The following is a 26,597-nucleotide window of genomic DNA, read 5'->3' on the forward strand; positions in this document are numbered from 1 at the left end:
AAACGAATCCCGACGACGAACGTCCGCGCCACCGGTTACCCGACTTGTGAATTAATGTCCAGCTGTACCGGCGACGATCCGATAGAGCTCCGCCGCGACGGCGATGTCCTCCAGTCCGAGCCCGATCGAACGGAAGAAGACGTTCCGATCATACGATGGCAAACGGGCGCGGCCGGCAACCAGCTCAGGCAGGTCTGCGACGATGGCGTTTGCGCTCCAGTCGAATTCGGCCGCTGCAATCTTCATTTCGCCAGCACTTGCAGGCGTTGTTGCGCGATAGTCGCAATAGACATCCATGCCCGGCAACCATGTGGGCGGAATTTCGTGGGCGTTCGCAACGTTTGTGCTGATCGAAGTTACGAGTGCCGGGCGTGTCAGCATGCCGTCCGTCAACACGGGCTTGCCGGAAGATGTGCAGAGCGAAACGACGTCCGCATCGCGCACGCATGCGTCGAGACTGTCAATAACGACGACTCGCGAGTCGATCGATTTCACCAGATCGCGCTTACCCCCGTCCGTGGCGAGTTCCGGCGAATACACCTGAATGGTTTGCCATGCGCGCGTCCCCTTGAGATGGCGCAGATGAGCCAGTCCCAATGCCCCGGTCCCGATCAGCGCAAGGCGGCGTGCATCGCGAGGAGCAAGGTGCTCAACCGCCAGTGCAGTCGCGCCCGCGGTCCGTTCAGCCGTCAGCAGGCCGGAGTCGCACCACATGAGTGGACGCCCGGTTTCCATCGACATCAGCGCAGTCCATGCCGTGACGATGGGACCAGTGCTAGTCGGCACATAGGGGGACAGTTTCGCGCCGAACACCCGCTCATCCGCCAGGGTGCCCAGATAGGTAATGAAATCGCCAGCGTTTTCGGGAAAAAGCGTTAGCGTCTGCGGTGGCTGCACCGCACGACCGTTCGCCAGGGAATGAAACATCCGCGCCAAGGCGCCGCGAGTATCCAGTTCCGGCAATGCAGCACGAACCCGCGCCTCATCCAACACGCAGGGCAAATTGTTCAGTTGAGCGCTCATCTAGTGATTCCGGGCCGCACCCGTTCCATCCAATAAAATAGATTTTTTAGTCTACTATGGACATTGTGTTTTTGGAAGCGGATACTTGTCGAAGTTGTCTCTCATGGACAATTCGTCTACCTCTTCTCGTAACGCGAGGTAGTCCGCCGAGGTCCGCGGACCAATATCAGGTTACGGCCCCGCACTCGATCATCACCGGAGTTGGTATGAATATGAAGCATCTTGTTTGCGCCGTCGCCCTGGCGTTGGGGACGGCAGGATTCGCGTTTGCAGAAGGTAACGCAACACTCAGAATCGGCATCGAAGCCGCCTACCCCCCATTTGAAAGCAAAACGGCGGCCGGTCAGCTACAGGGTTTTGATATCGACGTCGGCAACGCGGTTTGCGCAAAGATGCAGGTCAAGTGCATCTGGGTAGAAAATGCCTTTGACGGTCTGTTGCCAGCCCTGCAGGCACGCAAGTTCGATCTCGTCAACTCGGCCATGAACATCACGGCAAAACGGGAGCAGATCGTCGACTTCACGCCCGCGATCTATGTCGTCCCGATGGTCCTCGTCGCGCGAAAGAACTCCGGGCTCCTTCCTCAGGCTGACTCGCTGAAGGGTAAGCGCATCGGCGTTCTGCAAGGAGCAGTTCAGGATGATTTTGCCCAGCGCAACTGGAAACCGCACGGCGTAGAGATCGCGGAGTATTCGGACCAGAATCAGGTTTACGCTGACCTGGCGGCGGGCCGTCTCGACGGCTCGGTTCAGGAATATCAGACAGCACGTGAGGGCTTTCTGGACAAGCCGGAGGGGCGTGACTATGCGATCGTTGGCGCGCCACTGGAAGACCCTGTGACTCTCGGGAACGGCGTTGGTTGGGCATTCAGAAAGCAGGACGCAGCGCTGCGCAGCCGTGTTTCCAACGCCCTGGCTAAACTGAAAGCAGATGGGACGCTGAGCAGCCTGTCAAACAAGTACTTCAACCGGGACATCATCGCCAAGTAACATCCGCAACGAAGTCTACACAGAACGCGTCGCTTTATTCAGTCAGCGGCCTCGGTCTGGCCGCTCAATCCAAAGTCAAGAGGGAACAGTCATGAAGATCAAGGAATTCGCCGTCGAGCGCTGGATGGATCAATACGAGAACCAGTGTACGTATAACCTCGCAGAGACCTGCGTCGAATCTATGACGGTCGATGAACTTCTCACTATGACCGGCCGCCAGACATCCGTGCTCGATGAATTGCGGCCGATGAAGCTGACCTATGGTGCGATCGAAGGCACGCAACGCCTGCGCGAAGCCATTGCCGCCACGTACGCGCGACAATCTGCTACCAACATAATCGTGACGCACGGCGCAATCGGCGGTAACGCTCTCATCTATGAGACGCTGGTCGAACCCGGCGATACCGTGATTTCGGTTCTGCCGACCTATCAGCAACACTATTCGATTCCGGCAAGCTACGGCGCAAACGTGAAGACCTTGAAGCTTCGAGAGGAAAACGCGTTCTTGCCGGATCTCAACGAACTTGAGTCGCTCGTCGACGACAAGACGCGCCTCATCGCGATCAACAACCCGAATAATCCGACCGGATCGCTGATGGACGAAGCGTTCCTCGGCAAGATCGTCGAGATCGCGCGGCGCTGCGGCGCGTACGTGCTCTGCGACGAAGTCTATCGCGGGACCGACCAGGTTGGCAGCGGCTACACCGCGTCGATTGCAGACATGTACGAGCGCGGCATCAGTACGGCGAGCATGTCGAAGACTTACTCGCTCGCCGGGCTGCGTCTGGGCTGGATCGCCGGCCCGATCGAACTGATTCACGCAGTCGCCGTGCATCGCGACTACAACACGATCAGCGTCGGCATGATTGACGACTACTTCGCGACGCTCGCGCTCGAACATCGCGACGCGATCCTGAAGCGCAACCACGATATCGTGCGCACCAATCTTGCCATTTTGGAAGCGTGGGTCGAACGCGAGCCGATGATTTCGTGGATCAAGCCGAAGTCCGGCACGACAGCGTTACTCAAATACGCGTTCGACATGCCGTCGCGCCAGTTCTGCACGGACTTGCTCGACGCAACGGGTGTCATGTTTACGCCGGGTAGCGCACTCGATATGGAAGGCTATGTGCGCATCGGGTATGCGAACAACCGGACGGTCCTGGAGGAAGGTCTCGCGCGCGTGTCCGACTTCCTGCGCCGCAAAGTTAGCTGATTTGATTCAACAGATCGTTCGGGCAGGCCCGACCGCCGCCCGAATCGACCTCCCACACCGCGGGGTGTCGTGACGCTTGGGTCCGACCCGCGGTGCCGCTTGCCCAAAGTGCGTCACACATCCTCGCGCATTTGCTTCAGGTGCTTATAAACAGTCGCCCGCCCCATATCAAGGACATTGGCGATATAGTTCGCCGCACTCTTTCCGTTGAATGCCCCTTCGGCATACAAGGCTTCCACGAGCTCGCGCTTGTGGTCACGCGAAAGCGAATTGAGTGCGAGCTGCCGCTCGCGCAACCAACCATGCAGGAAGGAGTTAATCCGCTCCTGCCAATCGTCCTTGAACAGTTCCTCCGGCGGTCGCACCAGCCCGGCGCCCGTGATGAACAAGTCGAGTACCTTTTTGACGTCGTCGAACGCCGCGACATTGAAGTTAATGCACATAACGCCGACGGCGTCCGACGACTCACTGGGCAGCAGCATACTCACACATCGCATCCGGCGGCCGTCCCAGTTCATCTTCTCATACGGCCCCATCACTTCTTCGTCTGCGGTTCCTTCGATTTCCTCCAGAGCAGAATCGTCGCCAACCGCGCGCTTTGACAGGTTGTTGGCAATGTACGCGATTGACTGGCTCGTCAAGTCATGGATGACCACTTCCGCATAGGGAAAAAACAGTGCAGCGACGCCGTCGGCAATACTCCGGTATCGACTGAGCAGCAGTTGATCGGCGGTGGCTTTTTTCTGTTTTCGGGAAGGCATCGATCGTCGGTCTCTTGTGGCGAAACACACATGATATTACTTCGCCGACCTCAGCGCGACTCCGCGTTCCATACCGAAGCCTGTGTTCATGCCGCCTTTACACCGGCTGCCATCGGGTCCGTAATCAGGTGTCGTCCCGACTGATCCTGGAGTAAACTTACGACTCCAGTTTTGACAGCGCTTTATATAAGTAACGATGCGTCGTCGGACGGTTTGCTTTCGCTCATCTGCTCAACACGTACCTGCCACCCTCACCGGGTGACTTTTCCACGGTCGCTCACCACCACGCCTTTTGGACGCAGCAGCACCGGGCGGTTTGAAGCCTGCTCCTGAAAGCCGACTTCGGGAGGCCTGCTCCCATCTTCAGTACAGCACCGCAGGCGCTCGCCTGCGTTCGTGACACACTAAGGTATCCTTATCTATAAGCGGCACGCGGGAACGTCACATGTTTGCACACCAGATCCGGTAATTGCGACGGTGGCCGCCCGCTTACGTAAGAACTAAGAGCACCAACAATTGCAATGGCTGCAATACTGCTCTGCGTCAACTTGACGCCGATTTAGTCAACAAGGCTTTCGACGGCGTGCGTAAGTACCGCACCGCGACCGCGAGCACGAGCCGATCCAGCCTACTACGGCTTGCCCAGATTCGTATTGATGCAGTCTGCCAACACGTTTGCGTCGACAGGGTTCTCAAAAATGGCGATGACACCATCCTTGTTCAGTTTCGCAGTGAGATCGGCTGTCGGAAACGCCGTGATAAAAATTACGGGTACAACGAAGCCCTGACTTACGAGTCGGTCGTGCAGCTGCACCCCAGTTATATTCGGCATTCTCACGTCGGTAATCAGGCATGCGACGTCACTCATGATGTTCGACCGCAAGAATTCGAAACCGGAGGCAAACGGGCGCACATCCCAGCCCATCGAATTCACCAGACCAGCGATCGCGATCCTGACGGCCGCGTCATCGTCCACGACAGCAATAGTTTTTTTGGTTCGGTATGCACGTGAATTCCAGACAATGTAAGTCTTTCATCTTGCCCTGAATCGGCGAAACGCAACGACACGATGAGTAGCCTAGTCCTTAAAGACCAGTCCGGGAAGAGTACAAAGGTACGGGGTATGCTAGTCCTTTGGTAAGCGCAATGTCCGGTGACCGAGCAACGCCACAGCGCTGTCTGCAGGTAGCCAGAGATCGACCCGTGCGCTCGCAGCCAGCTGCGGAAATACTCCCCCGTGATGCAACTGCTCGCGCGATTACGCATAGGGTACTAGCCATTTTTTGCACGCGAAACAATGCCCAACGATCCGAGCTTGCTGACAAGCTCGGCAACCGAACGCACAGACAATTTTTTCATGACCTGTCCGCGCTGCATTTTCACCGTGACTTCGCTGACATTCATTTCTGTAGCAATCTGCTTGTTCAGGAAGCCGGCGAGAACGAAACCGGCAACTTCCCGCTCGCGAGGCGTGAGACTTTCGTATGCCGCACGCACCAAGTCGACGGACCGTTCGACGCTCAGCCGCTCCCGATCCTTCGCCAGAGCGTGCGATACAGCGTCAAGCACGTCCTGGTCGCGGAACGGCTTGGTCAAGAAGTCCATGGCACCAGCTTTCATCGCCTTCACTGACATTTCAATATCACCGTGACCAGTGATAAAAACAACGGGCATTCGCAAGCCGTGGCGGCCCATCGCGTCCTGAAACTCCAGACTATTTTCGCCACGCAATCTAACATCGAGGATCAGACAGCTCGGAGCATTGTGCTTCGAGGACGCCATAAAGTCCTGTGACGAAGCAAATGTCTCGACTGACAGCCCGACAGATTCAAGCAACCCGCGAAGACTCCTACGCATCGCGTCTTCGTCGTCGACGACGTACACAATCGATTCAGGGGAGTTCGCGGAGGCCTCGCATGAAACGATGACAGGTTTGACAACAGACATACGCCCCTCAGGAAATCGCGCTGTGTAAACAAGTTTAACGTCGCGTTTTTAAGCATGCAGTTACACCCGAACTGGGCCTCATGTGAGTCGCCGGGTGTATTCTGATGTGACAGAGCGAAAAGGGCGGCAGATGAATGCTACCTATGCTTACGGCCATGAAGTCCCGACGCAACTGACTGCGATCACTGACCGGGATGTCAAACTCGATCTCATTGCGGACGTATGGGACGAGTTTGTGAGGATCGCAGCATCAATCCGTTCAGGCAAATGTACCGCAGTCGACGCCATTGCCCGCTTCGGCTCGGCTGCGCGCGGGCAAGCCGTATATGAAGGCGGGGTTCACATCGGGCGCCTGTTCAGAAGCATCTTTCTGATCGACTTTTTCACCAATACCGCGTTCAGGGCAGAGCTACAACATGCCTTGAACCGCGGAGAAGCCATCCACAACGTTCAACGCGCGATCCATATCGGCAAGCTACCCGTTGAACTGGCCCGACGTCAGGAATCGCTCTCGGCGGTATCTTCCGCCCTGACACTTCTTTCGAACATCTTGATGGCGTGGAAAACACTCACATGCAACGCGTTCTTGAAGATATTCAGGCAGCCATGGGCAAGCCACTGGAATCTGAACAGTTGAGGCGAATCGCGCCGACCCATCTGGAAGGAATCAATTTGCGCGGGACGTTCAATTTCCCGGTGGCGCGGTACGCGCGCCGAATCCTTCCAAGTCTCGACAGTGATCCGCACGTATCGACCGCCAGTCGTCGGGCCTGAGCTGAAGTCCCGAGCATTGAGTCGAAATTGCAGGCGGCGGCTGCAATGCGGGGCTCCTACCATCCCGCTAGCCCGCAAAGGGGAGTCAGCAGATGCTTGATTCGAGAAGGAATTTATAAGGGGCCGTAAGGGAGAGCCCCGCCCGGCTTAGGTGCGGCTAACCGGAAACCTGCACGAAAATCAAAGGCACACCTGAGCCACCGTCTATAACGGCCGGCACGAGCCGCTTACCATCGGCAATGCGTTGTGGTGGAAGCACTTTCTGCACCTCAGCAACGAGGCCTGGATATTCTGCGTTCTGCGGGTCGAGTATCCATTGCACTTCCTGAATGCCGAGAAAGAGCGTAAGCGGCTCGTGCCGGCCGTTATAGACGGTGGCTCAGGGCGACTTCAAAGTGATGCCCATCATTTCCAAGCTGATGGGCACCACTTTTGCACAATCTGCGGAGAAGAAGCCGGGTTCCCGAACGGGGCGGCCGAAGCACATGATCGTCAAGGGGCAATTGAACGATGGCGGCCCGACCGCTCGCTCTTACTGCGACAGAACCTTCGGGATTTGCTCCGATGATTCGCCTTCTGGGGCAGGGGCTGGCAAATAACGGGTAAAAAGGGAGTTTCTCAGAAAACGAATCGAGGAAAAGAATGCGGCCACTTTCACCTGATTCAGCCAGAATCGCAAACCACCTGCTCGATGCTAACTATTCCGCTCAGGAAATAGCCGAAACCGTCAATTGGCGCCGCACCCCGCAAGGCCAAGGCGCGTTGGCGGAACTGGGTGCTATGGTACCCCCGTGGAGACGGGAGTATCTGCTCGCCGATCCCACGCCCTACCAGATCGAGGATATCGAGCAACACCGCCTGAACCGTGCATCCGGATTCTCCATGCAGCCCATGCCGCCTGCTTCACTGCCGTCATCGTTTGCGCCCAGGGACGTCTCGCCTGACTCAACGGCCTTGCTGGCCTCACAATCCAGTGCATTCTTTGCTGAACCACGCATGCCGCACGACATAGCCAACGGTTTAAATCAGGCGCGAAGAGCCGCCGGAAAAGACAGCGCTGGCTATACGGTGGCAGACATAACGCCGGTCGTTCGCGGTATTTTGGCCGCTCGCGGAAAAGGCCCAGATCCCAGTATGGCTTCCGCCTTTCAATCAGCCATGAGCTTGCCGCCACAGGTACTGACGAGCGCCCCGATCCACCAGCACAATCCCCAGGACTTTTCCGGGCCGCCTTTGCCCACGGGTGAGTCTGTTGACAGTAGGGCAACCGATTTCACCCATCCATCGAGCTATTCCCATGCCTCTGGACAATATCCGCCCCCTCCAGCCTCATCGTTCCCCGGTTCGGCGACGCACCGGACTATAACGCCGGCTCCCGCCAGCCAGGGTAAGGGGTGGGCTGCCCCCTATCCCCCCTCCTTACAGGCTTCTGGCTCCAGCACGACCCGGTCAATTCCAAAATCCACGGCGTACTGGCGTCAGAAGGTGGTCGACCCGGCCACGGGCGAAACCGTGTCAAAAGGCGCGCTGGCACAGCGTCAGAAGGTGGTCGATCCGGCCACGGGCGAAACCGTGTCGAAATCCGCGGCCTACTGGCGTCAGAAGACGGTCGACCCGGCCACGGGCGAAACCGTGTCGAAATCCGCGGCCTACTGGCGTCAGAAGACGGTCGACCCGGCCACGGGCGAAACCGTGTCAAAAGGCGCGCTGGCACAGCGTCAGAAGATGGTCGACCCGGCCACGGGCGAAACCGTGTCAAAAGCCGCGCTGGCAAAGCGTCAGAAGGTGGTCGACCCGGCCACGGGCGAAACCGTGTCAAAAGGCGCGCTGGCACAGCGTCAGAAGATGGTCGACCCGGCCACGGGCGAAACCGTGTCGAAAGGCGCGCTGGCACAGCGTCAGAAGGTGGTCGACCCGGCCACGGGCGAAACCGTGTCAAAAGGCGCGCTGGCACAGCGTCAGAAGGTGGTCGACCCGGCCACGGGCGAAACCGTGTCAAAAGGCGCGATGGCAAAGCGTCAGAAGGTGGTCGACCCGGCCACGGGCGAAACCGTGTCGAAATCCGCGGCCTACTGGCGTCAGAAGGTGGTCGACCCGGCCACGGGCGAAACCGTGTCAAAAGCCGCGCTGGCAAAGCGTCAGAAGCGTCGCAGTGAACCGTTCCGGACAGAAGCTGACGGAAACCAATCCGCGCGGGCCCAGGAGAGGACGGAGAACCCGGCCGCCGCCGGCCGCCCGGTTGTGGCCCTGTCCAGCATGCAGGAGGCCGCGTCGCGGAGCTGGAATGCCGGGGACCGATTTTCCATTCCCAGCTTCGACGGCAATCCGCAAGAGTTCACGGTCAGCCGGAACCGGCATGGTACGTGGCCTATCCGCTGAGCCTGCGCCATCTTGAACAGATGATGGCCGAGCGCGGGATTGCGGTCGATCATTCGACGGTTCATCGTTGGGCACTCAAACTGTTGCCGGTCCTGGAGAAGGCGTTTCGACGGCGCAAACGGACGGTCGGCAGGAGCTGGAGGATGGACGAGACCCACATTCGAATCAGGGGTAAGTGGCGGTATCTCTACCGGGCTGTCGACAAGGCAGGCAACACCGTTGATTTTCTGCTGCGAGCCCGACGGGACAAGGCTGCGGCCCGGGCCTATTTCGAAAAGGCAATCGACCAGAATGGCGAACCCGAGACCGTGACGCTCGATAAGAGCGGATCGAATCTGGCTGCCTTGCAGGCGATCAACGCCAGGCGGAATCTGCCGATCAAGGTCCGCCAGTAAAAGTATCTGAATAACATCGTCGAGCAGGACCACCGCGCGATCAAGCGCCGGACCCGCCCGATGCTCGGGTTCAAGAAATTTCGTTGCGCCCGCATTCTCCTGGGCGGCATCGAAATACATGCACATGATCGTCAAGGGGCAATTGAACGACGGCGGCGTTGATCAAACTCCCGCGCAGCAATTCTATTCACTGGCTGGATAAGGAATCCATACCATATCGGACTTGGCCGACCTCTCGTTCTTTCAGTGCCATGCTCATCGACTGCGCGCCACAGCAGATACGGCTCCCCGCGCAGCGTCACGAACATCTCATCCAGATGCCATGTGTTGCCCCGCTTGCGCCGCGCCGTCTTTGCACGCTGGGCGAATCCAGCGCCGAACTTGTCGCACCAGCAACGGATTGTTTCGTACGTGACGACGACACCACGCTCGAGCAACAACTCCTCGATATCGCGCAGGCTCAGGCTGAACCGGTGAAACCGGAACTTCGCGTCTCCGGCTGGAACACTGGCATTGCAGTGGTAGTTCTATCAATACAACCTTTAACCGTGGAGAATGCAAATGAACCCATCGTGCATTGATCGACATGACGGCCTTGATCCTGGTTTGTACTCAACCCGGGACGCGACCGGCCCGGAGAACGCTTCAGAATCAGCAATTCACCCATCGACATCGGGAGACTGCCGACTTTCTGGGTTGCAGCCATTTTCGGAGTTAGGGCCTCGGCCTAACGCTAGGATAAGAGTCAAATCCGACGTCTCACCGCACACCGGAGAAAACCGAGTCTTTGTTGAGCAGAAAGATTCGCTTTATATGCAAGGTCGAAACGGTCATTTTTACTCCATCCCTCAGAAATATATTTCTCCTTTCCAACGCCCACGAGGGACTTCCTTTTCTTTTACTCCGATGGGACTAGAAAGCCTTCGCAGAAAATACGATATGGTCCACGGAGTGCCACCTTTCCTTTACGACTTGCTAGACCTCAACCCGGCCAGCCCTCATCTAAAGCAAATAGCAACGGCACCGCATCTTTATCCTTATTTTAAAGACGAAAGGTTTTTAATTGTGCACAACACAAGCCATGATCCAAAATTTAAAGCACTTGAAAATCCACGGGCTCAAAAATTGAAGAATGAAGCGGTCATGCTGTGCGGGTGGTTCATTCATCCAGGTTTAGGCTGCCTTAAAAGCGAATCTCTCCAGCTTTTAGATGAATTGTCCGACGATGCTGCTGACAAGCCTCTGGTAAGAAAACTACAATCGAACTACGCTAGTATCAAGCAAGACGCAGACAATTTGGAAAAGAGGTTTTCCACTAGAGAAACTAGAAGCATAGGCGAAATGAAAAAGAATGGAGAATATTTGGCTAGCATCCTGGATCTTAATCCAAATCACATTCCCCTTCTCGAGAGCCTAAAGCAGAAGGCCCATAATCATTTGAAGGTACAATATGGCATCAACGAATTCGATGACGTTGATTTGTATTTCCATTTCCCGTATCCAGACAGCACGACAACGCTGCACCTGCACATCCGCGCTAATCAGGGACTGCATCCCTTGGAGAAAGCGAAATCGTTCACTCTTGACGAGTTAATAGATGGATTGTCGTCGGGGAAAAGGATCGACGACATAATTTTGGACCGTCAGGCCACGTACAATGGGAAGATATTCAGAGATCCGGACAGAAGCATCGAGGAATTTCAGAATCTCCCGGGAGTCACTCTATCCAGTGACTCAGAGAATCTTCACCGCCTGAAAGGCTCGTCAAGCCAACCACTATGGATGCGTTCGCGAGACGATCTGTTCTTATACAGATGACTATCATCGGCCTGAGGGTGTGTGGAAAGGCTTTGTCCGGATGGGTACAAGTTCCCGTGCTATGGACGCGACTACGCATTTTTGACGCAAAGCGGTTTGCCGAAGGCGTTCCACCGGTTCAGCAGGTTGGCGATGCTTACGCCTTCGCCTTCCTGCGACGCATGTGAACGGCGGTTGAAAACCGACAATAGGCGGCGGCGTCATAGTGCGGCCCACACGCGCATGAAGACAGACATCGTGGAAATGTTCAATGCACAGTGAACGGGATGTTGATTCCGGGCACGGCGTAGGGAGCCCGTAGGGCGACTGGAGACGTGCCCGGAATCGGGGCGGGCCGTCCGCATGGTAGAAAGGCGTTTGCCAAAGAAGAACAACAGGCGCAGCGCCGGCCTCAACCGCCAAGTCCAGTCCGGCGCTGCACCTCCACAGGGTATCCATATGGCGGGCCTGTCGGCCGGCCGGAGAGCCGAGTGAGCCGAGTGAGCCGTCAGTATCGCATTGCTCACGCGGCCCGTCGACTTCGTTCGACTCCTCCTCATCTTTGGCGTTCTGGAGGAGCCGCCAATGCAGCCGCCCACGGGCCGCCTGTTCGTGTGCGCCCGTTGCCGGGCGCAGGTCATCGTCTGCCGCCGTTGTGATAACGGCCAGACTTACTGCAATCGCGACTGCGCCCAGGCTTCACGACGAGCCAGCCTGCGCGAGGCTGGTCGCCGTTACCAGCGCAGCCGGCGCGGTCGTATGGCACATGCCGCCAGGATGCGCCGCTATCGCCAGCGGCGCGAGAAAGTGACGCATCACTCTTCCGTCGAGCCCATCGCTGATGCTCTACTGAGCGCGACTTCGACGACTTCGACGACTTCGACGACTTCGACGACATCGGCCATTGAGACGACTGCCACGGTGGCAGCCACGCCGTCGCTCGGGCATTGCCGCTTCTGTCACTGCACATGTGAGTTTGTGCGTCATGGGCCATTGCGCCGTCGGGTCTTCCATGCGGTTCGTACTGCTACCGAACAAAAAGGAACCGACCCATGACCATCAAGACTGAAGTTGAGGCGCAGATCCTGCGTTATTACCACGTCGAGAAATGGCGCTGCGGCACCATCGCGCGCCAGTTGCATGTGCATCGCGGCACCGTGCAGCGTGTGCTGGCCCAGGCGGGCCTGCCGCGGGTGGGCGGTCTGCAGCGGCCCTCGCGGATTGATCCGTACCTGCCGTTCATCTATGAGACGCTCAAGAAGTTTCCCTCACTCACGGCTAGCCGTCTGTACGCGATGGTGACCGAGCGTGGTTACCGGGGCAACATTCACCATTTCCGTCACCTGGTCGCGATCCATCGTCCACGGCCAACACCGGAAGCCTATCTGCGGTTGCGCACCATGCCGGGAGAAGTGGGTGAAGTCGACTGGGCCTCATTCGGCCACCTGCAGATCGGTCGCGCGCGCCGGCCGCTGATGGCCTTCGTGATGGTGCTGTCGTGGTCGCGCCAGATCTGGCTGCGCTTCTTCCTCGATGCCCGCATGGACAGCTTCCTGGCCGGCCACATGGGCGCCTTCGAAGCCTGGTCCGGCGTGCCGAGGGTCCTGAAGTACGACAATCTGCGCAGCGCCGTGCTCGAGCGTCAGGGCGATGCGATCCGCTTCAATCCGGCGCTGCTCGCGTTTGCCAGCCATTACCGGTTCGAACCCAGGCCGGTAGCAATCGCCCGGGGAAACGAAAAGGAGTTCGCGGCATAATGCACCTCATCTGTCATTTCAGGGGGAAGTTACGTCTGCAGCCGCCTTGCGGCGAGTTCTGTTCTTGTGCGCGAACCTCCTGGGAGCGTCGACGCCAGGGCGCTCATAGAGGTACTGGCCGTTATCGTTATATTGGTATGCCTTGAGCAGCCCCGCCCGTCGCCAGTCGGCAATGGTGGCCGTGCATACCTTGAGATACTTCGCTATCTCCGTGGCGCTCAACAGTCCCCGCGCCCTTAGGCGCTCGTATTGCGTCTTCAACCCGTAATCGATACGGATCCGGCGTACCATCAGCCTCCTGAACGGCAAACCCTCGCCAGAGCGCATACCACTCGCATTGAGTAATTCCGCGGTTTCGTGATCAGTGTGTCCTTCCAGCAAACGATCGATTTCGGCAACGACCGCTGCCGGGGTCTGTCTCAACTGCCATGATGGTTTGGGCAACGACAGACGCAGTTCACGGGTCGCGCCACCCTTGAAGCGCACCCGGGCAATGATTCCGGAGTCCTTGAGCAGCGTCACGTCGGCAATCAACAGACGGGCCATACGCTTCTTCTCGCGCTCCGGTGTCTGGGGGTCGTTCCACAGGCGCGGGAAGTCCTGTGCAAGTGCCATGATGCTCTCACGCTGCTTTTCGTCGAGCTGGGCACTCGCCGTTTCGCATTGTTTTTCATAGCGCTCCTGGGCAGCAGCAAGCGTTCTCAGTGCATGGTTCCACTCGGCTTCCAGCGAATCGGCTACAAGACGGTTGTCGGGATCGACACGCATGTAACGACGACGGGCCAGCTCGACTTCATAGTTTGCCCGCTCGATCTCCTGACGACGCAACCTGTCGAACTCACCGGATCGATTCTCCAGTTCCTTCTGTACCGCGAGCGCGACCTGAAGCGTCACGGGTGTAACGGTTTCCACCAGAAGCCTGCCGACTGCCTGGTCGAGTTCAGCACCGTTGATTTGCTGGCATGGTCGCCCTATAGCTTCGTTGATGCTGCGGCTCTGGCACACGTAGTCTGGCACGCGGCGCGTGTCGTGGACATGGTAACGGATCGTCATCCGGTCACCGCAACGCCCACATATCGCGAGCCCCTGCAGCAGCGCTGGGCCTTCGCGCGGGGCACCGAGGTCGCGCTCACTGCCGTGGGCCTGGGCATTGTCGTGCAGGATCCGCACGTGCTCTTCGAACTGCTCCCACGTGATGTAGCCTTCGTGCGCGTCCCGAATGAGGGCAGTCCATTCCTCCACAGGCAATGCTTGCCATACCTGCTTGCCGTCGGGAAGTTTGCGCGTACGTGTGCGTCCAAAGCAGAATGCTCCGGTGTAGCGGGGATGGTGAAGGATTCATAGTGCACGTGAGTGATCGAGCTCGTCCCACTGGACGTCACCTTTGTGTGGGCCCCGATAGATCCGGCGCGGAAACTTCAGCCCCGCTCTACGAAAGGCCTTGACGGTAGCCATGGCCGAAGCGGTGCGACGAAACGTGAGGAAGAACTCGCGGATACTTTCCTGAATCCGCTGATCGGGATCCAGACTGACACTTCCCTCACCATCGTAGACGAAGCCGATGGGCAAACGTATCTCAAGCTCTCCACGTTGCGCCTTGTTCTCGCGCAGCGCATACTGGCGTTCGGTGCTCTCAGTGTTTTCGAACACCTGCCGCAGGGTCGACTGGCGCACGTAAAGGTAGGCGTTTCTCGAGAGATGCCTGGCCTGTATCTTTCCGGGTGTATGGACAGTCATGCCGTCTCCTCCAGTGCGTTCGCAAGCACCATTGATGTCAGGATATTGATCAGGTCCTGGCGGATACCCGCGCCCGGGCCTGTATCGTGAACTGTGGCGCGCGCAACTGCGGTACATGGGGTCTCACGCATGCCTGCGATCCACGCCGCCATGCCCTTGAACATCAGGAGCGTGCGCCCGCGCCCCGACGGGGAGCTTCCCCGTTTCTCGACCACATCGACGCGCAAGGCTTCGTAACTCTCGACCAGCGCTCCGGGATCCGGCGTTACGGTCGCCGGGGATTCACTGGCGTTTTTTTTTCGGCTGCCGCTGTAACGCGCGCTCTATGGTACGGCGGTGCACAGTCAAACCGAATTTCGCCGCGATGCGTTCGAGCAGTTCGTTCGTGCCCAGACCACCCTCGGCATCGCGCGTCTGCTCGATGAAGTCCAATACTTCCGCAGTGATCTTGTGAGCACCGCGCGGCCCCCGCTTGTCTGGGAGCAGCCCTGCCAGTCCCTCACGATCGAACTCGGCCTGCGCCTTGTAGAAGGTTGGCCGCGATACGCCAAACCGCGCCGCCACCTCGGCGATGGGTTGCCCCTCGGTTCGCACGCGGCGAAGCATCTCGTAGCGTACCTGCACCAAGTCCCGTGGATCAAAGAAGTCGCTGGCAACGAACGCTGGATCACGGACATCCTGCGCATGCGGATTCAGGGTCCCGCTCTCGTGGAGTGCGGCTAGTTTTGGATCGGGTTTTCGGGCTCGTCGCATGTAATATAAATTATGCCTCATAGTCGCAAATGTCAAGGAGAAACAAGGCTTTCCATTGAACATTCACTATCCATGTCCGACGAACTAAGTCGTTTATCTTGCCGCAAAGATGCGCACCCTCCACATTTCGGCGCGCCTGATTGCCACGGGCATATTTTAGTTTACGTATACGGCGTTATTTCCTTGACGACTTGCGTTTTACCGATTTGGTGCCGGCTGTCGCGCTGATCTCCCGGTGTCGGGCGATAAGCCCAACCAGATGCAGCAGGTCTTCTACGCGGAATGTGGATCGTCCTTCGGACAGGACTTCGAATGGATCGGGCGCTGAGACGCTTGTCCACGAAGCCGGGAGGCGTCTCAGCCTGCCCGAAACATCGTGGAAGTACACACGCTCTTCGCCCCAGGCACAGCGGCGCTCAAGCAGCACAAACTCTTGTCCGCGCAGGGGATGGAAAGGGTGAGTGACACGTACAAGCTGTGTGTCGCTGATCGGATCGCGTGCGGTTGACGGTCTATGGGAAAGGTCGCGTCGAAAGAGCAATTCGTTTCGCACGCGAGAGCTTCTTTGCCGCGCGCAAGTACGCCGATCTCGATGATCTGAACGCCCAGGCCGCACAATGGTGCGCGGGCGTGGCAGCCGATCGTCCATGCCGGGAGGATCCGGCGATCACTGTGCGCGAAGCCTTCGAGCGCGAGAAGCCGAGCCTGCTCGCATTGCCGGAGAACCCGTACCCGTGCGAACTGCAGCTTGCCGTGACAGCCGGCAAGACGCCCTATGTGCGCTTCGACCTGAACGACTACTCGATACCGCACACGCATGTGCGACGCACGCTCACGGTTCGTGCCGACCCGCATCAGGTGCGCATCCTCGATGGCGCCGGTATCGTCGCCGAGCATGCTCGCAGTTACGACCGCGGCGCGCAGATCGAGATCGCGACGCACATCGATGCGCTGGTGGAGCACAAACGTGAGGCTCGCCATCACGGCCTGGACCATCTCGCGCACGCCGCGCCGGCTTCCCGGACACTGATGCTGCGCGCGGCCGAACGCGGCAGCAATCTGGGCAACATTACCGCGCAGCTGCTGCGATTGCTCGACCGGTATGGCGCCGCCGAACTGCAGGCCGCGATCGAGGAAACCCTCGCGAGCGGCGCCGCACCGCACCAGAACCCGGTGCGCCTGGCGCTGGAGCGCCGGCGGGCTGCCCGGGGAGCCCCTCCGCCCATCGCCATCAAGTTCCCGGAACACGTGCGCGACAAGGACAAGCGCGTGACGCCACACCGGCTCGACATCTATGACCAGCTCACGCGGGAGGCCGATGATGAACAGGACTGAGCAGTTGCAGGAGCGTGCCAATGCGTTGCGGATGTATGGATTGCTGGCGCACTGGAGCGAGATCGCCGACGCGTCATGGGTCGAGCCGTTGCTGCAGTGGGAAGAGCAGGAACGCGCGCGCCGTTCGCTCGAGCGGCGAATCCGCGACGCCCGCCTGGGCAACTTCAAGCCGCTGGCAGACTTCGACTGGGCGTGGCCCAAACGGATTGACCGCGGCGCGCTCGAGGAACTGATGGCGCTCGAGTTCGTCAGGGAGAAGTCCAACGTCGTGCTGATCGGGCCGAACGGCGTGGGTAAATCGACACTCGCACTGAACCTCGCGTACCAGTCGCTCATACACGGCTACACGGCGCTCTTTACCACTGCTGGCCAGATGCTAGGCGAACTGGCCGCACTCGACAGTGACTCGGCGCTGCGCCGGCGCCTGCATCGCTACGCTTCGCCCGAAGTGCTCCTGATTGACGAGGTGGGCTACCTGTCGTACTCGAACCGCCATGCCGACCTGCTGTTCGAGCTGGTGAGCCGCAGATACGGCGCCGCGAGCACAGTGGTTACAACGAACAAACCGTTTGCAGCATGGTCGGAGGTGTTCCCGAATGCAGCCTGCGTCGTGTCACTGGTCGATCGCCTCGTGCATCGCGCCGAGGTCATCGCGATCGAGGGCGAGTCGTATCGCGTCAAGGAAGCGCGCGAGCGGGCCGAGCAGCGCTCCAGGAGGCGTAACGCTGCGCGCCCGGAGAAGAAGCCGTGAGCCGCCGCACGCACCTGCCTTCGGGCCTGTCTCGCGGGCTGGACTTCCTGATTGACGCCGACTGGTCACCCCAGCAGGCGTTCGCCGTGTTCGAGCTGCTCAGCGATCTGCGCGCGCGCATCTGGATGCGTTACGGCGCTGAGTTACACGAGCTGATCCGCGTGCAGCGTTCACCGCCCACCGATGCCGATATCGACGACGTCGAGGGCGGGTTCTGATCCTGCTTTACTCGCCCTGCGGGCCACAGTGCCTGCGACGCATGGTCCAGTGTTTAACTCAACCTTGCGCCGCCGTCTGGTGTCGGATTTACGCCGCCGCCAACAACGCAAGCTCCTGCGTCAGCAGGCGCTCGCCGATACAGCGCTTGATGCGCGAGATCTGTGCCTCGGGCGTTGTCACGTTGTCAAGGGCGGTCGAGTAAGATGACCATCAAGTGGTTGCGGGTTTTTCGAGGCGCCCGAATTTGTCTGCGAGCCGCATCAGGACTGGGTTGCGGGCTCGTCGCGGGCAGATCGGTTAAAGTCAAGGGTTTGGGGGTTGAAAATGGCTACAAACCCATGCTGGCAGGCGATTCCCACGAAATTGAGCGTCGAGCAGTTCGAGCAGTTCGAGCAGTTTGTCTGGCCGCACCTCTGAACAAAGCCGCCGACAAGCTGTTTGCCGGGATCCGAGAGGGCGCGGTCATGATGACCGACAGCTACGAACCCTCCAACGACATCGCCCGACGCCACCAACTCGTGCACCGTGGCTGTTGGGTTCATCTGAGACGGTACTTCATCAAGGCAGAGGACAGCGTACCGAAGGCTGCCCGAACGCTCGATCTGCTTGCGACGCGATTCATCAAATTGATCGCATCGGTTCGAATATTTTGCCCCGTCTCTTCCGTGCTTGGACGCTTGGCTGTCACGGCTTCGTAGTGTCCCTGCTGGTCCCAAATAACTACGTGGTGTGTGAACGGGGCGCTCGCGCCAGAAGCCGAAATGAATTCCCTGCTCGTCACGGGGTATTGCGCGTCTAGGCCCGCTTCGACTACCCCAACCTGTATGTTTACGTTGTAGCGCTCATTGACAAGCCTCGTGAGGGTCTTGGCCGCTCCACCAACGCCGGTATCCAGATGCAGCATCCTGTCGTTGCTGTCGGACGGATTTTTCACGTCGTACTCGCGGCGCAACTCGTTAACTTCGTTGTCGAGATTGCTGTCCTTCAAATCCGGCCTGAGGTGTTGCACCAACGCATAGATCGCGCAGTTGCTCCCCGTTCCCGGGTTGGAAATGACCTGCAGGTCATGTTTGGTCAGGTATGCCCTAAAAGCGTTGTTGAGATCGGCGAATCCCAACATCTGCTGCTCCCGGTTATCGTCGGAGATTTCAGACGGTTCTTCGTTCTTGTCAGCCTGATTGACCACGACGTTATTCGTGCGATTCGAAGTATGCGTCGTGTTGCTTTGAATGGCTTGCAGTTCAGGTTTGGCCAGTATCCAGAAAGCCTTCTCCTGCAGACTGCGTGCGATGGCTTCCTCCACCGCAGCTGCGTCGGCACTATCCATTTCGTCGGCAGTGCGGGCCTTCTTTTGTCCGACCGTGCCGTACTTAGCCAAAAGTGTTTTCTGGTCAGGGACTGCTGAGCGAACGTTTTCCACCGCTGACGTCCCTTGGCTCGAACTCAAGTCGCGATGGGCATTAGCGCCAATATTATTCTGGACTCTTGTCTTTAGCCCTGCCAATTGACCGCTCGCGCACAAGGAGGATGCGGAATTAGGATTAGTGGGCGATTCTTCACCCGTACTCGTTGCCGTGAGATCGGTGGAAATGTTACTTGAGCTAGATACGCTGGAGATTGGCATGCCTGTTCCACGATGAATGACGGTTTTGAACTGCAGTTCGGCTGCTCGTGCCTAGGTTCCGTCGCGATGAGGACGGCAGGCCGAGCATGTTCCCATATAGATAAGATTTGTTATGTCACAAGCGAGTAGAACTGAGCGGCTGCCGCTTGGTCATCGCCGTTCGTTTATCACCTGCACTTTGCGAATCATATGCATCTATGAACGCGTCCCGTTTGCGCCAGTTTTTCGCGTGTTGTGACTGACAGGATTGGCTGCTGCTCTATATCCGGGCTTGTTGCAGTCGGCATTGCCGCTGCGGCCCACTATGAAATCCGCTGACTCGCACCTCATTCACTTCACGAGCTCAAGGATCTTATGCATATGCAGGTTTTGCAAGTCCCGGTCCTACCTGGTTTGTCATCACACCCGATTCCAACGCAACCTTTCGACGATCATCCTGCGTTAAACGTTAATCTCGTACTCCGCACTTCCCGCTCACGCTAGTTTGACACTCACGTACCCTTTCTCGTAAAGCCGTTCATGGGCCAGTATCGCCCAGATCGTCCCCGCCATCTTGTTGGCCAGTGCGACCACTGCCACATTCAGCGGTCGGCGCTTCCTGATCTGCTCGACCCATACGCCGGGCTCCGTCACGCGCGCCAATACGCTGCGTGCGCCGTGGATTAGTAGCGTGCGCAGATAGGTGTCGCCGCGCCTGCATGCCATGCAGGTTCACCTTGCCGCCCGAGCCCGTCTGTTTCGGCACGAGGCCAGCCCACGCAGCAAACTCTCTGCCCGACCGGAATGCCTTTGCATCGCCCATCATTGCGACCGCTGCCGTCGCTGTCAGTGTCAGCAACCCAACGCCGGGAATCTGGCTGATGCTCTCACAGCCCGGTCTTCCTTCGCCCATTCGCGCATCCGCCGCTCGATCCCGCCATCTGCTCTTCCAGTTTTTGTCAGCCCGCACCACTGCTCGCGCAGCGTGTCGATAAGCACCGCTGGTAGACACTCGGCAACCCTCGCGAGCACTTCCGGTATAGCCTTGTCCAGCGCCGCCCGTCCTTTGCTCATCACCTCGCCGTATCCCGTCAGCAGGCCACGCAGCGCATTGATCTGCATCGTACGAAACTTCACCAACTGCTCGCGCATCCGGTGCAGCGCCAGCATCGCCTGCTGCATTTCCGTTTTGACCGCAACCGGCTTGCCGGGCTGCTGCACTGCCAGCCAGATTGCCCGCGCATCGGCCGCGTCATTCTTGTTGCGGATATTGAACGCTTTCACGAACTCCGCAGGCATCAGCCGGACCTCGTGCCTCTCCCCTTTTTTCCACCACTCACGGGTGGGACGCGTTCATTTCAATTCGTGTGTTCAGACTGACAGGATGGGTTGCAGCTCTCTATCCGGCCTTCATGCAGCCGGTACTGCCGCTGCGGGCCCCTATGAAATCCGCTGACTCACTCCTCACTCAGGCAACGAGCTCGAAGCTCGTATCGGTATACAGGATTAGCGAGTCCCAGGTTCTACCGGACTAGTCATCACACTCGATTGCTGCGCAACCTTTTGACGTTCACCTTGCCGTATCGAACGTTTATCTTCTACTTCACGCGAGCTATTCAGGCCGGCTTCACGCCTACATAGTCTTTCTGGTATGGTCGGTCATGGGCGATTACCGCCCAGATCGTCCGCGCCATCTTGTTCGCGAGCGCAACGATCACGACGTTCTTCGGTCTCCGCCTGATCAATTGCCCAACCCACGGGCCGGGCTCCTTCGCATGTCTCAACACAGCGCGCGCACCATGAATCAACAGCGTGCGCAGGTACGTGTCGCCGCGCTTCGATATGCCGTGTAAATTCACCTTGCCGCCTGAGCCTGTCTGCTTTGGTACAAGACCGGCCCACGCGGCAAACTCCCGGCCCGAACTGAACGCCTTCGGATCGCCCATCATCGCGACGGCTGCAGTCGCTGTCAGCAGGCCGACACCGGGAATCTCGCTAAGAGACCATTTCAAAAAGACCCCAAGGGGGCTGTTAACCTTTTCGGCAAGCTGTTAACCTTGGTCGTCTGAACAACTGGAACCAAGGGGATGGGCGCACCGATCATTGATGACGAACTGTGGGCATTGATCGAACCTTTGCTACCGCCGCCGAAGCCGCGTCGCAAGAAATACCCGGGGCGGCTTCCGATTTCAGACCGGGCTGCGCTGAACGGCATCCTGTTCGTATTCAAGACCGGAATACGCAGGTGCGACCTTTCAACCAAGCTGGGATTCGGATCGGGGCCGACCTGCTGGAGGCGTTTGCGCGACTGGCAAAAGGCCGGCGTGTGGAGCGCGTTGCACGAGTTGCTGCTCGCCAAGTTACGCGAGGCCGGCGAACTCGATTTCTCACGGGCAGCGGTCGATTCATCCTCGGTGCGAGCCGTTGGGGCGGGCGAAAAACTGGCCCGAACCCCACCGATCGCTCGCGACCAGGTTCGAAGCATCACATCCTCGTCGACGCCAACGGCGTGCCCATCAGTGCAATCCTGACTGGCGCGAATCGTAACGACGTTACCCAGTTGCTGCCGCTCATTGACGCGATCCCGCCCATTCGCGGCGTACGCGGCCGACCGCTTCGCAAGCCCAAGGTCATCTACGCAGATCGCGGCTACGACTCCGAGCCGCATCGTGAGCGGCTTCGTGCGCGCGGTATCGAACCGGTGATCGCCAGGCGCCGTACGGAACACGGTAGCGGACTCGGCAAATTCCGCTGGGTGGTCGAGCGGACTCACGCATGGCTGCACAATTTTCGTCGTCTTCGCATTCGCTTTGAGCGTCGAGCCGACATTCACGAGGCATTCCTTAAACTTGGTTGCTCGCTCGTCTGCTGGAACATCTTCAGACGTGCCGAGCAGTCTTTTTGAAACGGTCTCTTACTGAGAGTGTGTAAAACTTCAGTAAAGGAGAATTTAGCAATGGGTAACCCGAGGGCGCGGTACACGCTGGAATTCAAGATTGAAGCGGTGCGCATGGTGCGTAACGGCCAGAGCCAGGCGGCGACGGCGAAGATTCTGGGTATCAGTACGCAGACGCTGAATGCGTGGATCAAGGCCGACGATGCGGGCAAGCTCAATGGGGCGGGCAAACAGGTGTCAGCCGAGCAGATGGAAATTGCTCGGCTGCGCGCCGAACTGGCCAGCGTGAAGATGGAGCGCGATATCCTGGGAAAAGCGACGGCGTACTTTGCGAAGGGGTCGGTGTGAAGTACGCGTGGATCGAACGACATAGCCGGCAATGGCCGGTTTCCGTGGCCTGCCAGGCGCTGGGCGTCAGTCCCAGCGGTTATCACAACCGTAAGGCCCGCGACGTTGATCCTGATCGGCCGCGCCGACGCATCAGCAACGACGCGTTGCTGGTCCACATTCGCGCCGTCCATGCCGAATCCAAAAGCGAGTACGGCTGGCCGCGCGTGTGGAAAAAGCTGCTTGCGCAAGGCATTCGCGTGAGCAAGGACCGGATTCAGCGGCTGATGAAGCTGCATGGCATCAAGGCGCGCACCAAGCGACGGTTCAAGGCCACGACGGACAGCAAGCACAATCTGCCGGTCGCACCGAACCTGCTGCAACGGGACTTCTCGCCGGCGAAGCCCGATCAGGTCTGGACGACGGACATCACCTATCTCTGGACCGACGAGGGCTGGCTGTACCTGACGGTCATCCTGGACCTGTTCAGTCGTCAGGTCGTGGGATGGTCGCTCAAGCCGCACATGCGCACGGAGCTGGTTTCTGACGCGTTGCGAATGGCGTGGTTCCGGCGTCGTCCGGAGGCCGGACTGATCGTGCATAGCGACCGTGGGAGCCAGTATTGCAGCGCCGAGTTCCAGGACCTGCTCAAGAGTTACGGCATGCGCAGTTCGATGAGCCGCCGAGCAAATTGTTGGGACAACGCACCGACGGAGAGCCTGTGGGGATCGCTGAAGCAGGCCCGCATTCACGGTCAACGCTTTGCGACGCGTCGCGAGGCGATGGACGAGGTGCTTGACTGGATGAGCTTCTACAATCATGGGCGTCTGCACTCGACGTTGAACTACGTCAGTCCGATGCAATTTGAACAAAACTGGCACGCCGCCCAGCGAAAGCAAGCGGAATAATAAACGCTCGGTTAGCGGATACGAAATTCGCGGGCAACGTCAAGCCTCCTCGGTCTTGGAACCGGAAATTTAGCACGCTTTCGCCTGCCCCCCCGTCGCATACGAACGACGCGAATGAAATACGCATGCATCCCGTTCACAGGCCGACTTTCGGTCCGCGATCGAGGTCCGGTTCGTCCTGATCGGCACTGTGGCCGGAGCAGCGCGACCGGTTTTCGACCTCCTTGCCGAGCGCGGCGAGCATCACCTGCCGCCGCTGTTCGAGCGCGGGCCCGCCGCGCAGCACGAGCTCGAGTATCTCGCGCAGCGGCCCTTCGCGCGCTCGAGCTTCTGTTGCCCATGCCGGCGTTGCACCTCGACATCCAGCCGTGACTCCTCCGCAGCCCGTCTGAACCCCTGCGCATCACAGGTGGCGAGCTCGGCGTGCGTGAGCCTGGTGCTCACACTGCGCAGGACCGGGCAGACCGAGTCCTTCAGGTGGTCGTAGACGCGCTCCCCATACTGGCGCTTGGTTTCGAGCACCTTCGGCGGCGGCAGTTCAGCTGCGCGGCCCAGATCCGGCGTGGGTGCATTGATGCGGCTGTAGAACTCGCGGGTGGAGACGTGACGGGGGCCCCGTCAGGTTGACGCAGTAGCGGGGGTAGAATGAAGTGATGAAAAAAAGTCGCTTTACCACGGTCACCGCTTCCCTGCCATCGTCATCAGCTGTGCGTTTCCCGGTATTTAGAGTGCAACCGCTTCAGCACTTTGGCTAGCGCTGGACTCAGCGCTTTCATTGTCGTTCACATCATCCTGTAAGGTCCCGCAGCATACCAGCCTCCGCTATTGCAACAGAACCGTACGGCCAGCGCGCGCTCGTCGAGGCGCAGATCTCGCGAATCAAGCGTTGCATCGGCGCGCGGCTACTGATGCGCAAAACCGAATCGCAGCAGCGCGAGGGCGTGACTATCGCGAACCTCGTGAATCTGTGGAGCAGCTTCGGCAAGGCCGTTTGCGTCAAAAATACCTAGTTGCGTATGCAACCAGCTGCGGCCCTGCCCTGCTGAACAATGCCCCAGTTACCAACGGGCACTCGTCAGATTTTTTCGCCGGCGTCGTCATAAGTTCGTGTTCGCGATCGGGCCACCGGCAGTGCGGCCTATGCTTTCAAATGGCTGCACCACCATTCCTTCTGCGGCTCCATTGCAACCATGCCTGTTGACATCGACACCGCATCAATCATCGCCGATCATGCCTCCACGACGTCTGTCTCACCCGAGACACGAGCGTCCACGCCTGTACGGCAGTACTCGTCGCCGCGGCGTGGGCCGGCGGCAAGTGAGACATTGAACGGACTGCCCATCCGCGAAACGTTGGCGTCAACGGGCGCGTCCGCGGTTCCTGCGAACGGGGTTCCACCTGCATCCCCCTCGGCGTCGACGGCTTCATCCGAACGCAGTGGACGCTCTCGACAAGTCGATAGAAGCGTGCTCGATGCATTCCGGCGCACGCGTGCCGCAATTCGCAACCGCATGCAAAAGATCATCTTCACCACGACCTCTGAGATACCGCGCAATGAACCCCTGCATCGATACGGATTCGACTATGGAGCGGGACCATATTCACCAGATTACGCGCAGCAGATGCGTTCGCCGAATCTGCCGATGATTGCCGCGATGCCGTTGGCGCTCGGTTCGATTTCGGCTCTCGCCGGCATCGGCATGATCGGCAGCAGTATGCTGGGCATGCCGGGCCTCGGAATGGGCATGCTCGCCTTGCCGATGATGGGCATGATGGGTGCCTTCGCAATTGCATGGCGCTCGCGCGGAATGGCCGGTTTCGGCGGCATGGGAAGCCTCAGCGGCACGTATGGAAACAACGACGGTTACAGCGCCTACGGAGGCTTCAACTCGCCGGCCATGGGTGCCGGGCAGTCCGTGCCGGGTTATGCGCATCCGCCTGCACGGGGTCCTCGCCAATGGCGTCCGGCGGCGGGATTTGGTACCGGTCCGGTTCCACCGTTTCAGAAACGCTGGTCAGGATGGTGCGCGCCGGACAATGTGCCACCGAATCCTATGGCATCGCCGCCGGACATGGCCTCGAGCACGACAAAGCGCCAAGGGAATCCAACTGAATCGTTCGGGGCGAAGGGATCCCGCCCAACCGCTTTCGAGCAGTTGGGCGTTGTGAAGGGCGCGGCCTGGCGGCAAGTTTTGGGCATGGACGGGCGCGTATTAGACAACGAAGTAATGGCTCAGGCCCAAACTCGCAAGGGTATCGAAGAAATGCGAAAAAAAATAGAGGAGGCAGAATTCGATGTACGAAAAGCCCACAAGAAGCTCCTGATCAGATTCCATCCGGATAAGCACCTCGACAAGGACATGAGCGAAGTCATCGGCCTCATCTCGATGGCCGTCAATCAGAGCGAAAACGAGTTTAGAAACGCAAGGCTCTGGCTTGACGGGCAAAGTGGGAGGGTGAGCGCTTGAGCCGTAATAATCGGTTTTGTCGCGCATTACTGACCGGTGCACCAAATAGCGTGTAATGCGTTATATGGGCATGAATACGAAACCCGATGCCCGAAACTTGATGGCGCCACGCAGGCACACCTGAGAGAGATGGCGGCGCAGGCCGTGCGCGATGGTATGAGCCAAACTGCGGCGGCCAAGACGCATGGCGTAAGCCTTCGCGCAGTGAGCAAATGGATGAAGCTCTCTCGCGAAGGCGGGTTGCGATCATTGCGTCCTGAGAAGCGTGGCAGACGACGGCCGCTTGGGAAACAGGCAAGCCGCGAGGATCCGAAGGTTGATCGTCGAGCGGATGCCGGACCAATGATGTTGCCCTTCTATCTGTGGACGCGGGAGTCGGTTGCGCAGTTGATCGAGCGCGAGTATGGCATCACGATGTCGCCATGGCGTTGTCACGTTACTCACACGTCAGCAATATAGCTGACAGATTGATGCCTAAAAAATGACCGAACAAGGCACGGATCGCGGCTAATTTGTGAAAGCTGCTCGTGAATTTTTGAGCCCAGCTTTTCACCTTTTTGAA

The 26,597-nt window shown here is 58.8% G+C and carries 21 protein-coding genes and 9 pseudogenes; 16 read left to right on the top strand and 14 right to left on the bottom strand.

What is annotated here, in order from left to right; genetic code table 11:
• Positions 1-51 precede the first annotated feature (51 nt).
• Positions 52-1,023 (bottom strand): ornithine cyclodeaminase family protein, encoded by a 972-nt coding sequence (locus tag AB4Y40_RS38870; protein ID WP_368692371.1) that lies wholly within the window; start codon positions 1,021-1,023, stop codon positions 52-54.
• Between the two features lie 206 nt (positions 1,024-1,229).
• On the opposite strand from AB4Y40_RS38870, the gene AB4Y40_RS38875 reads away from it, so the two are divergent.
• Both AB4Y40_RS38875 and AB4Y40_RS38880 read left to right on the top strand, forming a co-directional pair.
• On the top strand, positions 1,230-2,012 hold the full coding sequence (locus AB4Y40_RS38875) for a transporter substrate-binding domain-containing protein (protein WP_368692372.1): 783 nt from the start codon (positions 1,230-1,232) through the stop codon (positions 2,010-2,012).
• A 91-nt stretch (positions 2,013-2,103) separates the two neighbouring features.
• Positions 2,104-3,228 (top strand): aminotransferase, encoded by a 1,125-nt coding sequence (locus tag AB4Y40_RS38880; RefSeq protein WP_368692373.1) that lies wholly within the window; start codon positions 2,104-2,106, stop codon positions 3,226-3,228.
• A 113-nt stretch (positions 3,229-3,341) separates the two neighbouring features.
• Here the strand turns inward: AB4Y40_RS38880 and AB4Y40_RS38885 are convergent, their stop codons facing one another.
• The 3 genes from AB4Y40_RS38885 to AB4Y40_RS38895 form a co-directional block, all read right to left on the bottom strand.
• Positions 3,342-3,989, bottom strand: coding sequence for a transcriptional regulator (locus tag AB4Y40_RS38885; RefSeq protein WP_368692374.1), 648 nt, complete (start codon positions 3,987-3,989; stop codon positions 3,342-3,344).
• 631 nt (positions 3,990-4,620) lie between these two features.
• Positions 4,621-4,965, bottom strand: a complete 345-nt coding sequence (locus AB4Y40_RS38890; protein ID WP_368692375.1) for a response regulator transcription factor — start codon at positions 4,963-4,965, stop codon at positions 4,621-4,623.
• A gap of 296 nt (positions 4,966-5,261) precedes the next feature.
• Positions 5,262-5,936: a response regulator transcription factor gene (locus AB4Y40_RS38895; RefSeq protein ID WP_368692376.1), complete on the bottom strand. Its 675-nt coding sequence runs from the start codon at positions 5,934-5,936 to the stop codon at positions 5,262-5,264.
• Positions 5,937-6,096: 160 nt separating this feature from the next.
• Here AB4Y40_RS38895 and AB4Y40_RS38900 point away from each other — a divergent pair.
• The 3 genes and pseudogenes from AB4Y40_RS38900 to AB4Y40_RS38910 form a co-directional block, all read left to right on the top strand.
• A pseudogene (locus AB4Y40_RS38900) lies at positions 6,097-6,710 on the top strand (Tn3 family transposase); the annotation flags it as partial.
• A gap of 1,485 nt (positions 6,711-8,195) precedes the next feature.
• Entirely contained in the window at positions 8,196-9,089 is an 894-nt protein-coding gene (locus AB4Y40_RS38905) for a hypothetical protein (RefSeq protein WP_368692377.1), read from the top strand.
• Positions 9,008-9,686: pseudogene (locus AB4Y40_RS38910) on the top strand (IS6 family transposase). Before AB4Y40_RS38905 ends, AB4Y40_RS38910 begins: the two are co-directional and overlap by 82 nt.
• Here the strand turns inward: AB4Y40_RS38910 and AB4Y40_RS38915 are convergent.
• Positions 9,628-9,963, bottom strand: a pseudogene (locus AB4Y40_RS38915) (IS6 family transposase); the annotation flags it as partial. The pseudogenes AB4Y40_RS38910 and AB4Y40_RS38915 sit on opposite strands and share 59 nt — an antisense overlap.
• An 82-nt stretch (positions 9,964-10,045) precedes the next feature.
• Here AB4Y40_RS38915 and AB4Y40_RS38920 point away from each other — a divergent pair.
• Together AB4Y40_RS38920 and istA are read left to right on the top strand one after the other, a co-directional pair.
• Entirely contained in the window at positions 10,046-11,302 is a 1,257-nt protein-coding gene (locus AB4Y40_RS38920) for a hypothetical protein (RefSeq protein WP_368692378.1), read from the top strand.
• Between the two features lie 1,031 nt (positions 11,303-12,333).
• Positions 12,334-13,023: pseudogene (gene istA, locus AB4Y40_RS38925) on the top strand (IS21 family transposase); the annotation flags it as partial.
• A gap of 33 nt (positions 13,024-13,056) precedes the next feature.
• Here istA and AB4Y40_RS38930 read toward each other — a convergent pair.
• The 4 genes from AB4Y40_RS38930 to AB4Y40_RS38945 form a co-directional block, all read right to left on the bottom strand.
• Positions 13,057-14,376 carry a recombinase zinc beta ribbon domain-containing protein gene (locus AB4Y40_RS38930; RefSeq protein WP_368692393.1) on the bottom strand — a complete coding sequence of 440 codons (1,320 nt, stop codon included), beginning with the start codon at positions 14,374-14,376 and terminating at the stop codon, positions 13,057-13,059.
• Complete coding sequence (locus AB4Y40_RS38935; protein WP_368692379.1) at positions 14,377-14,775, bottom strand: hypothetical protein; 399 nt, start codon at positions 14,773-14,775, stop codon at positions 14,377-14,379.
• Between the two features lie 282 nt (positions 14,776-15,057).
• Complete coding sequence (locus tag AB4Y40_RS38940; RefSeq protein ID WP_368692380.1) at positions 15,058-15,591, bottom strand: helix-turn-helix domain-containing protein; 534 nt, start codon at positions 15,589-15,591, stop codon at positions 15,058-15,060.
• 112 nt (positions 15,592-15,703) lie between these two features.
• Positions 15,704-16,177, bottom strand: a complete 474-nt coding sequence (locus tag AB4Y40_RS38945; protein WP_368692381.1) for a DUF5372 family protein — start codon at positions 16,175-16,177, stop codon at positions 15,704-15,706.
• Here AB4Y40_RS38945 and AB4Y40_RS38950 point away from each other — a divergent pair.
• From AB4Y40_RS38950 to AB4Y40_RS38965, 4 genes and pseudogenes are all read left to right on the top strand, one after another.
• Positions 16,159-16,863, top strand: coding sequence for a hypothetical protein (locus AB4Y40_RS38950; RefSeq protein WP_368692395.1), 705 nt, complete (start codon positions 16,159-16,161; stop codon positions 16,861-16,863). The genes AB4Y40_RS38945 and AB4Y40_RS38950 overlap by 19 nt on opposite strands.
• Positions 16,850-17,614 (top strand): IS21-like element helper ATPase IstB, encoded by a 765-nt coding sequence (gene istB / locus AB4Y40_RS38955; protein WP_368692394.1) that lies wholly within the window; start codon positions 16,850-16,852, stop codon positions 17,612-17,614. The genes AB4Y40_RS38950 and istB overlap by 14 nt, the downstream gene beginning before the upstream one ends.
• Positions 17,611-17,832, top strand: a complete 222-nt coding sequence (locus AB4Y40_RS38960) for a hypothetical protein (protein WP_129964327.1) — start codon at positions 17,611-17,613, stop codon at positions 17,830-17,832. The genes istB and AB4Y40_RS38960 overlap by 4 nt, the downstream gene beginning before the upstream one ends.
• A gap of 420 nt (positions 17,833-18,252) precedes the next feature.
• Positions 18,253-18,465: pseudogene (locus AB4Y40_RS38965) on the top strand (transposase); the annotation flags it as partial.
• Here the strand turns inward: AB4Y40_RS38965 and AB4Y40_RS38970 are convergent.
• The 3 genes and pseudogenes from AB4Y40_RS38970 to AB4Y40_RS38980 all read right to left on the bottom strand — a co-directional run.
• Complete coding sequence (locus AB4Y40_RS38970) at positions 18,372-19,457, bottom strand: hypothetical protein (protein WP_368692382.1); 1,086 nt, start codon at positions 19,455-19,457, stop codon at positions 18,372-18,374. The pseudogene AB4Y40_RS38965 and the gene AB4Y40_RS38970 sit on opposite strands and share 94 nt — an antisense overlap.
• Before the next feature lie 474 nt (positions 19,458-19,931).
• A pseudogene (locus tag AB4Y40_RS38975) lies at positions 19,932-20,750 on the bottom strand (IS110 family transposase); the annotation flags it as partial.
• Positions 20,751-21,052: 302 nt separating this feature from the next.
• A pseudogene (locus tag AB4Y40_RS38980) lies at positions 21,053-21,439 on the bottom strand (IS110 family transposase); the annotation flags it as partial.
• Between the two features lie 84 nt (positions 21,440-21,523).
• Between AB4Y40_RS38980 and AB4Y40_RS38985 the strand changes: the two are divergent.
• The 3 genes and pseudogenes from AB4Y40_RS38985 to AB4Y40_RS38995 form a co-directional block, all read left to right on the top strand.
• A pseudogene (locus tag AB4Y40_RS38985) lies at positions 21,524-21,718 on the top strand (transposase); the annotation flags it as partial.
• Between the two features lie 44 nt (positions 21,719-21,762).
• Positions 21,763-22,341 carry an IS5 family transposase gene (locus AB4Y40_RS38990; RefSeq protein WP_368692383.1) on the top strand — a complete coding sequence of 193 codons (579 nt, stop codon included), beginning with the start codon at positions 21,763-21,765 and terminating at the stop codon, positions 22,339-22,341.
• Positions 22,342-22,392: 51 nt separating this feature from the next.
• Positions 22,393-23,567, top strand: a protein-coding gene (locus tag AB4Y40_RS38995) for an IS3 family transposase (RefSeq protein ID WP_368692384.1) whose coding sequence is annotated in 2 segments (ribosomal slippage) — positions 22,393-22,642 and positions 22,642-23,567 — 1,176 coding nt in all. Because the reading frame shifts where the segments join, the coding sequence is not laid out codon by codon here.
• 136 nt (positions 23,568-23,703) lie between these two features.
• On the opposite strand, the gene AB4Y40_RS39000 is transcribed toward AB4Y40_RS38995, so the two are convergent.
• The gene (locus AB4Y40_RS39000; RefSeq protein WP_368692385.1) at positions 23,704-23,853 is read right to left on the bottom strand and encodes a hypothetical protein; all 150 of its coding nucleotides are present in this window, start codon (positions 23,851-23,853) and stop codon (positions 23,704-23,706) included.
• A 1,180-nt stretch (positions 23,854-25,033) separates the two neighbouring features.
• Here AB4Y40_RS39000 and AB4Y40_RS39005 point away from each other — a divergent pair.
• Positions 25,034-26,035: a hypothetical protein gene (locus tag AB4Y40_RS39005; RefSeq protein ID WP_368692386.1), complete on the top strand. Its 1,002-nt coding sequence runs from the start codon at positions 25,034-25,036 to the stop codon at positions 26,033-26,035.
• Positions 26,036-26,164: 129 nt separating this feature from the next.
• Positions 26,165-26,494 carry a helix-turn-helix domain-containing protein gene (locus AB4Y40_RS39010; protein ID WP_368692387.1) on the top strand — a complete coding sequence of 110 codons (330 nt, stop codon included), beginning with the start codon at positions 26,165-26,167 and terminating at the stop codon, positions 26,492-26,494.
• Here AB4Y40_RS39010 and AB4Y40_RS39015 read toward each other — a convergent pair.
• Positions 26,476-26,597 (bottom strand): annotated as a pseudogene (locus AB4Y40_RS39015) (IS630 family transposase); the annotation flags it as partial. The gene AB4Y40_RS39010 and the pseudogene AB4Y40_RS39015 sit on opposite strands and share 19 nt — an antisense overlap.

Source organism: Paraburkholderia sp. EG287B, from assembly GCF_040965595.1.
In the GTDB taxonomy this organism is placed as follows: Bacteria; Pseudomonadota; Gammaproteobacteria; order Burkholderiales; family Burkholderiaceae; genus Paraburkholderia.